Annotated in this window: 10 protein-coding genes; 4 read left to right on the top strand and 6 right to left on the bottom strand. The window is 64.0% G+C overall.

What is annotated here, in order from left to right; all coding sequences use genetic code 11:
- Positions 1-20 precede the first annotated feature (20 nt).
- From trxB to C5689_RS11920, 6 genes are all read right to left on the bottom strand, one after another.
- Positions 21-1,016 carry a thioredoxin-disulfide reductase gene (trxB, locus tag C5689_RS11945; protein ID WP_024880328.1) on the bottom strand — a complete coding sequence of 332 codons (996 nt, stop codon included), beginning with the start codon at positions 1,014-1,016 and terminating at the stop codon, positions 21-23.
- Between the two features lie 118 nt (positions 1,017-1,134).
- The gene (locus tag C5689_RS11940; RefSeq protein ID WP_108917491.1) at positions 1,135-2,307 is read right to left on the bottom strand and encodes a mitochondrial fission ELM1 family protein; all 1,173 of its coding nucleotides are present in this window, start codon (positions 2,305-2,307) and stop codon (positions 1,135-1,137) included.
- Between the two features lie 149 nt (positions 2,308-2,456).
- Positions 2,457-2,930: a transcription elongation factor GreA gene (greA, locus tag C5689_RS11935; RefSeq protein WP_024880327.1), complete on the bottom strand. Its 474-nt coding sequence runs from the start codon at positions 2,928-2,930 to the stop codon at positions 2,457-2,459.
- A gap of 157 nt (positions 2,931-3,087) precedes the next feature.
- Entirely contained in the window at positions 3,088-6,582 is a 3,495-nt protein-coding gene (gene carB, locus C5689_RS11930; protein WP_108917502.1) for a carbamoyl-phosphate synthase large subunit, read from the bottom strand.
- 260 nt (positions 6,583-6,842) lie between these two features.
- The gene (locus C5689_RS11925; protein ID WP_108917490.1) at positions 6,843-7,151 is read right to left on the bottom strand and encodes a DUF167 domain-containing protein; all 309 of its coding nucleotides are present in this window, start codon (positions 7,149-7,151) and stop codon (positions 6,843-6,845) included.
- Positions 7,148-7,855: a spermidine synthase gene (locus tag C5689_RS11920; protein ID WP_108917489.1), complete on the bottom strand. Its 708-nt coding sequence runs from the start codon at positions 7,853-7,855 to the stop codon at positions 7,148-7,150. Before C5689_RS11920 ends, C5689_RS11925 begins: the two co-directional genes overlap by 4 nt.
- Before the next feature lie 232 nt (positions 7,856-8,087).
- On the opposite strand from C5689_RS11920, the gene C5689_RS11915 reads away from it, so the two are divergent.
- From C5689_RS11915 to C5689_RS11900, 4 genes are all read left to right on the top strand, one after another.
- Entirely contained in the window at positions 8,088-8,345 is a 258-nt protein-coding gene (locus C5689_RS11915; protein ID WP_108917488.1) for a type II toxin-antitoxin system Phd/YefM family antitoxin, read from the top strand.
- Entirely contained in the window at positions 8,345-8,755 is a 411-nt protein-coding gene (locus tag C5689_RS11910; RefSeq protein ID WP_108917487.1) for a type II toxin-antitoxin system VapC family toxin, read from the top strand. Before C5689_RS11915 ends, C5689_RS11910 begins: the two co-directional genes overlap by 1 nt.
- Positions 8,756-8,833: 78 nt before the next feature.
- Positions 8,834-9,136, top strand: coding sequence for a hypothetical protein (locus C5689_RS11905; RefSeq protein WP_108917486.1), 303 nt, complete (start codon positions 8,834-8,836; stop codon positions 9,134-9,136).
- A gap of 156 nt (positions 9,137-9,292) precedes the next feature.
- The gene (locus tag C5689_RS11900; protein ID WP_108917485.1) at positions 9,293-10,312 is read left to right on the top strand and encodes a GTP pyrophosphokinase; all 1,020 of its coding nucleotides are present in this window, start codon (positions 9,293-9,295) and stop codon (positions 10,310-10,312) included.
- Positions 10,313-11,011: the final 699 nt, after the last annotated feature.

Below are 11,011 nucleotides of genomic sequence, written 5' to 3'. Positions count from 1 at the left end.
GGGCCGGGGAGGGGGCTATCTCACAAAGGCTCCTCGGAGGCGAGCGCGTCGCTCGCATGCGCTGGCGTCTCCAGCAGATATCGCTCCACATCCAGCGCCGCCATGCAGCCGAGGCCGGCGGCCGTCACCGCCTGGCGATAGGTCTCGTCCGCGACATCGCCGGCCGCGAACACGCCCGGAATATTGGTGTTGGTCGTGCCCGGCTGCACGGCGATATAGCCCGAGGGCTTCAGCTCCAGCTGGCCGACGAACAGCTCCGAGGCCGGCTGATGGCCGATGGCGATGAAGACCCCGTCCACATCCAGCGTCTGCGTCGCGCCGGTTTTGACGTTCTTCACGCGCGTCTGCGTGACCGAAGGCGGGGCGCTGCCGCCCAAGATCTCGTCGATCGCGTGATCGAAGAGGATTTTGACATTCGGCCGCGCGGCGAGCCGCTCCTGCAGCACACGCTCGGCGCGGAAGGAGTCGCGGCGATGCACCACCGTCACCTCGGCGGCGATCTGCGAGAGATAGAGCGCCTCCTCCACCGCCGTATTGCCGCCGCCGACGACCAGCACCTTCTTGCCGCGGAAGAAAAAGCCGTCGCAAGTAGCGCAGGCGGAGACGCCATAGCCCTTGAACGCCTCCTCGCTCGGAAGGCCGAGCCATTTGGCCTTGGCGCCGGTCGCGATGATGAGCGCGTCCGCCGTGTAGAGCGTTCCCGAATCGCCCAATAGCTCGAAGGGCCGCTTGTCCAGCCGCGCCTCGACGATATGGTCGGAGACGAGCTTGGCGCCGACATGCTCGGCCTGGGCGCGCATCTGATCCATCAGCCAGGGGCCTTGGATCGGCTCGGCGAAGCCGGGGTAATTCTCCACATCTGTGGTGATCATGAGCTGGCCGCCCTGATCGAAGCCGGCGATGACCACGGGCTCGAGCATGGCGCGCGCGGTGTAGATCGCCGCCGTATAGCCGGCGGGGCCGGACCCCAGCACGATGACGCGGGCGTGCAGGCGGCCTTTATCGTCTGCGGACATGAAGAGGCTCTTTGCGAATGTCTCCGCGCGGACGGCGCGGCGCGTTCGGATGGGCGCAATCTAGCCATTATGCGTTGCGCCGCAACCGCTCGTGATCTTCGGGCGACTCGCGAATCTATTACGAAGCGCACGAGCCATGAAGCAATACGGGGGCCGCCCCACGGAAGGCGGCGTAGCGGCGGGCGATCTCTTCGGCGATGGCCGGCGTCTCGTTCAGCGGCTCGTAGCGCCAATGCTCGAGCCGGCCGCGCCAGCGGCGCAAAGCGCCGCGCTGCTCGAGCGCATCGAGAAAGGCGGCGATCTTGGCGGCGCCGCCCTCCGGCTCGAAGACATGGACCTGCGCGCCGGTCGTGGCCGCCTCGGCGACCATATTGACGCTATCGGCCGTCACCAGCAGCGCCTGCGAGCCGGCGAGAATGGAGAGATAGGGATTCTCGCCGTCCCCCGCCCAAAGAAAGGCGCGCGCTTCCTTCTCCCACTCGTGGGAGAAGGTGGCCCCGCGAAGCGGGGTCGGATGAGGGCCCACGAGCCGCTCGCGCAAAGCCTCGACGAGCCGCGCCGGCGTCCGCCGCGAGACCGTCGCCGCGACGCTCCACCCCTGGTCCAGCATGGCGCCGACGTCGGCGAGAAGCCTCTCCGCATCCCTCTCCGAAAACCGAAAATGCCGACTATCCCCACCGATCAGCAGCCCCACTCTCGGCTCAGGCAGCGCCGCGACGCGCGGGTCGAGAGCGGCGCGCGCTTCGGCGAGGCGCTGTGGCGTCAGCCGATTCGCCGGCGCGAGCGGGGCGATGACATTTTCTCCCACGAGCCCGTCATGGCGCGGCGCGACGATGACATCCGCCGTCCCGAGCCCGCTGGCCGGGCGATTCACATAGACGGTGAAGACCGCGCCGCCGGAGGCGCGCTTCACATGGCGCATATAGGGAATCGTCCGCCTGCCGCAGGCGATGACGAGATCGGGATAGGGCGGGGCGAGCAGCTTCGCTTCGCGCGGATCGATCGGGCCGAAGGGCGCGAGCGCGGCGATGAGGCCGCGCGGGGCGAGGCGAATGAGGCGGGGGGAGAGGCCGAGGGCGTCCGCTATGCCGAGACTCTGGACCTCATGGCCGGCGCGGGTGTCGGAGAGGACCCAGGCGGTTTGGGCTCTCCCTTCTCCCGCGCGCGGGAGAAGGTGGCCCGGCCATAGGGTGTCCGATAGGACGCCCGTCGCAAGCGCCGGGCTAATGGCCGGGTCGGATGAGTGTCCAAACCGATCGGCAGAATATTGGACTGCGGGAGGCGCCCTCATCCGACCCTCGCTGACGCGAGGGCTGCCTTCTCCCACAAGTGGGAGAAGGATAACGCGAGCTTTTTCAGATTCCGCTTGGGTCCCCGAGTCTGCTCCCTCTCCCGCGCAGCGGGGGAGGGCTGGGGAGGGGGCCTCGCCGCCCATGCCGCTCAGACGAAAGCGACCTTCAAAATCTCATAGCTCTTGCCGCCGCCCGGCGTCTTCACCTCGACCGTGTCGCCGGCCTTCTTGCCGATCAGCGCGCGGGCGATGGGGGAGGCGATGGAGACGCGGCCCCTCTTCACATCGGCTTCGGGCTCGCCGACGATCTGATAGGCCTTCTCCTCCTCGGTGTCCTCGTCGACGACGGTGACCGTCGCGCCGAATTTCACCGTATTGCCGGTGAGCTTGGATACGTCTATGACCTCGGCGCGGGAGAGCTTGTCCTCGAGCTCGGCGATGCGGCCCTCGTTCAGCGATTGGGCCTCTTTCGCGGCATGATATTCAGCGTTTTCCGAGAGATCGCCATGGGCGCGCGCCTCGGCGATCGCCTGGATGATGCGCGGACGTTCGATCTGCTGGCGCTGACGCAGCTCCTCGTCGAGAGATGCGTAGCCGGCGGCGGTCATGGGCACCTTGTCCACCATGTCTCTTGCTCTTTCGCTCCTGGATGGTCCTGACCCGGTCAACAAAATTCCCGGCGCCCCCGGACCAGCGAAAGCTGCGGCGGACGGTCGGACTTCCTCGACATGAACGAGCCGCGGATGCGGCGGCCTTCAATTATATTCGCGCGGCGCGAGGTCACGCATTCGACGCGAAATAGTCCTGAAGGGCGCGGACTTCGAGATCTCCCGATACATAGGCCCTGATGCTCTGGACTGCTGCGATCGCGCCGGCCAGAGTCGTATAATAGGGGACTTTATGCAATAGCGCAGCTTGGCGCAAGGAACGAGAATCCGCCAGCGCCTGAGCGCCTTCGGTCGTGTTGAACACCAGCTGAACCGAGCCGTTCTTGATGGCGTCCACAATATGCGGGCGCCCTTCCGACACTTTGTTGAGCTTTTGCGCCGGCACGCCCTGCTCCTGCAGATAGCGCGCCGTGCCTCCCGTCGCCACCACGGTGAAGCCGAGGCTCACCAGCTGCTGGACCGCCGGTATGACGCGCGGCTTGTCGGCGTCGCGCACCGAGACGAAGACCGTTCCCTGCCGCGGCACCTTTGTGCCGCCGCCGAGCTGGCTTTTGGCGAAGGCCGCCTCGAAGCTGCGGTCGAGGCCGATCACCTCGCCGGTCGAGCGCATTTCCGGCCCGAGCACGGTGTCGACGCCGGGAAACCGCGCGAAGGGGAAGACCGATTCCTTCACGCCGACGTGATTCGGCGCGCGGGTGGGCAGAGTGAAGGCCGAGAGCTTCTCCCCGGCCATGATCCGCGCCGCGATCTTGGCGATGGGCGCGCCGATCACCTTGGCGACGAAGGGCACGGTGCGCGAGGCGCGCGGATTGACCTCGAGCACGAAGATTTCGCCGTCCTTCAGCGCGTATTGGACGTTCATCAACCCGATGACGCCGAGCGCCTTGGCGAGCTGGATCGTCTGCCGCTCGAGCTCGGCGACCATCTCCGGCGACAGCGAGCGCGGCGGCAGCGAGCAGGCCGAATCGCCGGAATGAATTCCCGCCTCCTCGATATGCTCCATCACCCCGGCGATGGCCGCCTCCTCGCCATCGGCGAGACAGTCGACGTCCACCTCTATGGCGTCGGTGAGATAGCGGTCGAAGAGCAGCGGATTCTTGCCGAGAACCGTGTTGATCTGCCCGGTCTTGTCATTGGGATAGCGCGCCTTCACATCGGAAGGCACGAGGCTCGGCAGCGTGCCGAGCAGATAATCGTCGAGCGTGTTCTGATCGCGGATGATGGCCATCGCGCGTCCGCCCAGCACATAGGAGGGCCGCACCACCAGAGGCAGGCCGAGCTCGCCGGCGACGAGCCGCGACTGCTCCACCGAATAGGCGATGCCGTTTTTCGGCTGCTTCAGTCCGAGCTTGTCGAGCAGCCGCTTGAAACGGTCGCGATCCTCGGCGAGGTCGATCGAATCGACCGGCGTGCCGAGAATGGGCAGGCCCGCCGAGCTCAGCGCATGGGCGAGCTTCAAGGGCGTTTGGCCGCCATATTGGACGATGACGCCGTGCAATGTCCCATTGCTGCGCTCGACGTCCAAAATCTCCTCCACGTCCTCGGCCGTCAGCGGCTCGAAATAGAGACGATCGGAGGTGTCGTAATCCGTCGACACAGTCTCGGGATTGCAGTTGATCATGATGGTTTCATAGCCCGCGTCGGCGAGCGCGAAGCAGGCGTGGCAGCAACAATAGTCGAACTCTATGCCCTGGCCGATGCGGTTCGGCCCGCCGCCGAGAATGACCACCTTGCGCCGATTCGACGGCCGCGCCTCATTGGCCGGCGCGCCGAGGAAAGGCGTCTCATAGGTCGAATACATATAGGCGGTGGGCGAGGCGAATTCCGCCGCGCAAGTGTCGATGCGCTTATAGACCGGCCGCACGTCGAGCGCCCGCCGCGCCGCGCGCACTTCCTTCTCGCCGGCGCCGGTGAGTGTGGCGAGGCGCGCGTCGGAGAAGCCGGCGAATTTCAAGGCGCGGAAATTATCGGCGTCCTTCGGCAGGCCGAAGGCGCGCACCCGCGCCTCCAGCGCGACGATCTCCTGCAGACGCGCGATGAACCAGGGATCGATCTTGCAGGCCTCGTGAATCTCCTGCGGATCCATGCCGAGCCGCAGCGCTTGGCCGACGACGAGCAGCCGATCCGGCGTCGGCGTGCCGAGCGCGGCGCGCAGCACATTCATATCGTCGCCGCGGCCCATTCCGTCGATCTCGATCTCATCGAGGCCGGAGAGGCCGGTCTCCAGCGAGCGCAGCGCCTTTTGCAGCGATTCTGCGAAATTGCGCCCGATCGCCATGACCTCGCCGACGGATTTCATCGCCGTCGTCAGAATGGGCTCGGCGCCGGGGAATTTCTCGAAGGCGAAGCGCGGAATCTTGGTGACGACATAGTCGATCGTCGGCTCGAAGGAGGCCGGCGTCGCGCCGCCTGTGATGTCATTGGCGATCTCGTCCAGCGTGTAGCCGACGGCGAGCTTGGCGGCGACCTTGGCGATGGGGAATCCCGTCGCCTTGGAGGCCAGCGCCGAGGAGCGCGACACGCGCGGATTCATCTCGATGACGATCATGCGGCCGGTGGCGGGATCGACGGCGAATTGCACATTCGAGCCGCCGGTCTCGACGCCGATCTCGCGCAGCACGGCGAGCGAGGCGTCGCGCATGATCTGATATTCTTTGTCGGTCAGCGTCAGGGCAGGGGCGACGGTGATCGAATCGCCCGTATGCACGCCCATGGGATCGATATTCTCGATCGAGCAGACGATGATGCAATTGTCCGCCTTGTCGCGGACGACCTCCATCTCATATTCTTTCCAGCCGATGACGCTCTCTTCGATGAGCACTTCGGTGGTCGGCGAGGCGTCCAGGCCGCGCTCGATGATGTCGATGAACTCGGCCTTGTTATAGGCGATGCCGCCGCCCGTGCCGGCCAAAGTGAAGGACGGCCGGATGATCGCCGGCAGGCCGATATCCTCCAGCGCCTCTAGCGCCTCGGTCAGGCCCTTGGAAATGTATCGCCGCTTGCGCTCCGACTCGTCCGCCTCCCAGCGGCGGCGAATATCGGCGATCGCCTTCTGCTTCTCCTCGGCGGAGAGGGCGGAGGCCTCGATCTCGGCGATCTCGGCATTGCGCTTGGCCTTGTCGGAGGTCTTGACGTCGGTGGCGTTGGCGAGGCGCGAGCGCGGCGTCTCCAGGCCGATCTTGGTCATGGCCTCGCGGAATAATTCGCGATCCTCGGCCTTGTCTATGGCCTGGGCGTTGGCGCCGATCATCTCGACGTCGAATTTTTGCAGCACGCCCATGCGCTCGAGCGAGAGTGCGCAATTCAACGCCGTCTGGCCGCCCATGGTGGGCAGAAGCGCGAAGCCACCGGGAATGGCGTAGCGCTCCTTCTCGATGATCTTGGCGACGATCTCGGGCGTTATCGGCTCGACATAGGTCCGATCCGCCATGTCGGGATCGGTCATGATCGTCGCGGGATTGGAATTGACGAGGACGATTCGATAGCCCTCGGCGCGCAGGGCCTTGCAGGCCTGAGTGCCGGAATAGTCGAATTCGCAGGCCTGGCCGATGACGATGGGGCCGGCGCCGATGATCAGAATGGTCGAGATGTCTGTTCGCTTCGGCATGTCGGTCCGTCTGTCATCCTTTCGTCGCGGGACGCTCCCCAGAATGGGGGAGAGCGCGCGTCTTGTCGTCTGTCGCGGCGCCGGCGCGCACAAAAAAAGGCCGCGCTGCAGCCTTTCCAAGGTCCAGCGCGCCCTCCGTGAGACGAGACCCGGCGGGGCGGGAGGCCCGGCCCGGCGGTCGGCCGTGTGTTAGACGAGAATCCGTGCAAGGGGAAGGGGGCGGCCGCCCGTTCCGCCCAGATGAATGCGCGTCGTCGCGCTCACGAACGGCGAAACGGCCTCGGGAGCTTCTGCGGCGCCGTGATTCGCAATTGCTTGTTGACATTCATGCGGCCGAACACCACCTCGATCGCCGATGGCGCGACGCCGAACTCGCCGGCGAGAAAACGCACCATGTGATCGGTCGCCCGGCCTCGGCGCGGCGCCGTGGTCACGCTGACCTCGAGCTGATGGCCCCTGGGCTTGCCGATGGCGTCGCGACTGGCGGCCGGCCGCCCCAAAATATTGACCACCAAAATCTCGCCTTCCCACCAGAAAAAAGGCTCGGCCTCCGCCGAATTGCGCGTCACGCTTCCGCCTCAGGACGCCGCGGCGGCGAATCGGCGCGCGTGGCGAGCCAGATCACATGCCGTGCGCCGCCGTCTCGGCCTCTGGCGCGCGTCCTCACCTCCTCCATGTGGAAGCCGGTCCTGCGCAGCCGTGCGGCAAAATCACGATCCGGAGCGCAGGACCACACGGCCAGCACGCCGCCGGGGCGCAACGCGGCGCGCGCCGCCCGCAATCCTTCGACGCCATAGAGCCCGCCATTGGAGTCGCGCGTGAGGCCCTCGGGGCCATTGTCGACGTCGAGGAGAATGGCGTCATAGCTCCCGCGGCCGGAGCGGATCACTCGCCCGACATCCTCCACCTCTATGCGCACGCGCTCGTCGGTCAGGCTGTCGCCGAACAGCTCCGCCATCGGCCCTCGCGCCCAGGCGACGACGGCCGGCACGAGCTCGGCGACGACGATCTGCGCCTTCGTCCCGAGCACGCCCAGCGCGGCGCGCAAGGTAAAGCCCATGCCGAGCCCGCCGATGAGGATGCGCGGCTGCGCCCTCCCTGCGATTTTCGCGCAGGAGAGCGTGGCCAGCGCCTCCTCCGAGCCGCTGATGCGGCTGTTCATCAGCTCGACCGTGCCGAGCCGGATGGAAAATTCCGCGCCCCGCCGCCGGAGCCGCAGCTCGCCCTCGCCGCCGGGCACGGGAGCCGTATCGAGTAGGGTCCAGGGGATCATGGGGGCTCTTTGGTGGGCGGGGCGGGCGCGTTTCAGTGGAGCGGTGATAGCCCGAGGCGAGATTCGGCGTCCAGCGCCCGAGCGATTAGGAAATAGTTCCTCATCCTGAGGAGCCGGCGAAGCCGGCGTCTCGAAGGGCGAGGAAACCGTCTGCGCCGCCTTCGCTTCGCTCGTCGCTTGCGCCGATGCGACAAAATGACTAGTTATCTGACTGGTCAGCAGAGGGCGCATCATGAAGAGCTGGGCTGTCCAGGACGCCAAGGCGCGATTCAGCGAGCTGTTGGACGCGTGTCTCCACGAGGGTCCGCAGATGGTCACGCGGCGCGGCGCGGAGGCCGCTGTTCTGGTCCCGATCGGCGAATGGCGCAGGCTTCGTCAATCCGCGCCGCCGACATTGAAGGCCCTGCTCCTGTCCGACTCGGCGCGCGGCGATCTGGATTTGCCGGAGCGGGGCGCCCGGCGTCGTCGGCCGCCCCGCGGCTTCGATTAATGTATCTCTTGGACACCAATGTCGTCTCGGAATTGCGGCGCGCGCGGCCGCATGGCGGCGTCATTGCCTGGCTGGAGAGCGTCGCCGACCATGACCTTTATTTGTCGGCCGTGACGATCGGCGAGATTCAGGCGGGGATCGAGATCACGCGCGCGCGCGACGCCGAACGCGCCGCTGCGATCGAAGCCTGGCTGGAGCAGGTCGCGGCGACCTATAATGTTCTCGCCATGGATGCGCCCGCCTTTCGCCAATGGGCGCGTCTCATGCATCGCAAGCCGGATGGGCTGATCGAGGATGCGATGATCGCCGCGACGGCGATCGTCCACGGGTTGACCGTCGTCACGCGCGATATGCGGGATTTCGAAGCGCTGGGGGCGCCGACGCTGAACCCGTTCGAATGGAAGGCGTGAGGGCGGCCTCTCTCGCCCAGCGACGGAGAGCGCAGAAGCCGTTTGCCTTCCGGTCGACACGAGCCTATCTTTTGGCCCATGAGCTCATCGGCCTTTGTTTTCGACCGTCTCGCTTATGTCGATCGCCTGCGGGAAGCCGGCGTCGACGAGAAAGAAGCGCGCGCTCACGCCGAGGCGTTGGACGTCGCTCTGCGCGACGGCGTCGCCGCGAAATCCGACATCGATCGGCTCGAGACGAAGATCAAATCCGACATGGACCGGCTCGAATCCAAGATCGAGACGAGCGCGGCCAATCTGAAGGTCGAAATCCTGCGCTGGATGGTGGTGACGCAGCTCGCGGTCGGCGGACTGCTGTTCGCAGCGCTGCGGTTTACGCGGTGAGGGGGTGTTGAGGACATGGGGATCATAACTGAATTGAAATAGAGACGGTATATGTCTGAGATGCAAGAGAATATTTGCGTTGAAGAGCGTAGCATTGATGCGCACTCGCAGGCGGCTGTTGCGGAATATTTGCGAGTTCAGCCTTTTTAACAAGATTTGTGTACAGTTGTTGCTAGAATAATTCAAGAGTGCATTAAAAATAGAGGCGTTAAAGTACACTCTATTCAGTCTCGCGCCAAAGATGCGGAGAGTTTTGGCCGGAGGGCGGCGATTCCTCTTGAGATTGACCCTAATTTGCCAAAATATAAGAATCCATTGAAGGATATTACGGATCTTGCAGTTGTTCGCGTAATTACGCATTTCCCTGGAACATTAGCTGACGTTGATAGTATCTTAAATGAAGAGTTTGACATTTTAGAGAAATCTAACAAGGGGCTGGCACTGATTGAAGAGGATAGGTTTGGCTATCAAAGCATTCACTATCTTCTTCAAATTAAGGGCGATAGGACTCGCCTTTCTGAGTATCATAGATTTTCAGGGGCGATCGTTGAGGTTCAGCTTCGTACTATTCTACAGCACGCATGGGCAGAAATTGAGCACGACATACAATATAAATCATCCAAGACAATTCCAACAGAAATACGTCGTCGCTTTATGGCACTTGCTGGGATGCTGGAGATCGCAGACCGAGAGTTTCAAGCCATACAAAATGCAGATCAAGAGTTGGAAAGTCATGCGAAGTCGATGGTCCAGCATGGAAATCTGACAGGTATTAAAATAACACCAAACTCACTGAAATTTTTTCTTGATAAAAGGCTTGGAGCAGATGGAAGAATTTCGTCTTGGTCCTACGATTGGACTACGAGGCTCCTAAAAGATCTCGGCTTTCATGATCTTCAGCAAGTTGAGGCTGCAATAGCTCCTTACGATGACGATCGGCTCAGCTTTCTTGCCGAAGGCGGGCGTCAAGGTCAGACAAAACGCTTTGAATTGATGCTATTGGCCGCATTGGGAGACGGGTTTTTCGATCGTCATCCTTGGAAGTACGGGTTGTTTGTAGAGAGATGGCGTGGGTTTCTCGAAAATTCAAAGCGGAAGGAATTGCTGCGGCGAGCTACGTGGTGGATGGCTCCGACCAATAGCGATACATTTTGGATCATCACCCCCCACCCTTGACGTCTGCGGACTAAATTCCTATCTTCTTCCCTGCCTCCGCCGGTGGGGCGTCGCCTTGAAGGGTAGGCGGCGTCGGCGGGGGCGCGGTTCGTAAGGGCGGGGGCAGACCCTCTCTCGTCTCGAGCGACGCCACGCCGCCGGCACGGCTTCTCCTTCGTGCTGAGGCATGTGGGAACACATGCGAAAGTCGGCCGAATTTCCGAGGCTCGCGCGGGGGTAGACTACCCGAAAGGGGAAAACAACCCTGAGCCCGCAGGCGGCGAACAGAAAAGGCGGCCGTGGTCCGGGATGCTTTCCGGCTTCGATGCGCGTCTCTTTTTACGCCACGGCCGAACGGAGCCGCGGCGTCCCGGACCTCCCATCCTCCCGCGCCGGATTCCGGCGGCGGGGCGCCTCTTCGTGTCGTCGTGGTTCGAATTTCACCATGAAGACACCAAGGTCAGGCCCTATGGGCGAAGGACGAAGTTCCCAACCCCTCGTCCTGAGGAGCCCGCGAAGCGGGCGTCTCGAAGGACGGCCGCAGCGAGAAACCCATGAATTCGGCTCGCGACCGTCCTTCGAGACGCCGCCTGCGGCGGCTCCTCAGGACGAGGGTCGGGGATTCGCTCCTTCACCCGATCGAGACATGAGCCGCCCCGCCGCTTGACACCGCCCCTTCCCCCTGCGCTTCTCCGCGGCTAGAAACATCCCTCCCTACGA

This window comes from Methylosinus sporium (assembly GCF_003113265.1).
In the GTDB taxonomy this organism is placed as follows: Bacteria; Pseudomonadota; Alphaproteobacteria; order Rhizobiales; family Beijerinckiaceae; genus Methylosinus; species Methylosinus sporium.
This window is presented reverse-complemented; position numbering and strand designations above follow the sequence as displayed.

Excerpts from the sequence above, each read along its gene's own strand:
- trxB (WP_024880328.1), bottom strand. The coding sequence starts at position 1,016 with ATGTCCGCAGACGATAAAGGCCGCCTGCACGCCCGCGTCATCGTGCTG.
- C5689_RS11920 (WP_108917489.1), bottom strand. The coding sequence starts at position 7,855 with ATGATCCCCTGGACCCTACTCGATACGGCTCCCGTGCCCGGCGGCGAG.
- C5689_RS11910 (WP_108917487.1), top strand. The coding sequence starts at position 8,345 with ATGTATCTCTTGGACACCAATGTCGTCTCGGAATTGCGGCGCGCGCGG.
- C5689_RS11915 (WP_108917488.1), top strand. The coding sequence starts at position 8,088 with ATGAAGAGCTGGGCTGTCCAGGACGCCAAGGCGCGATTCAGCGAGCTG.
- carB (WP_108917502.1), bottom strand. The coding sequence starts at position 6,582 with ATGCCGAAGCGAACAGACATCTCGACCATTCTGATCATCGGCGCCGGC.
- C5689_RS11905 (WP_108917486.1), top strand. The coding sequence starts at position 8,834 with ATGAGCTCATCGGCCTTTGTTTTCGACCGTCTCGCTTATGTCGATCGC.
- C5689_RS11940 (WP_108917491.1), bottom strand. The coding sequence starts at position 2,307 with ATGAGGGCGCCTCCCGCAGTCCAATATTCTGCCGATCGGTTTGGACAC.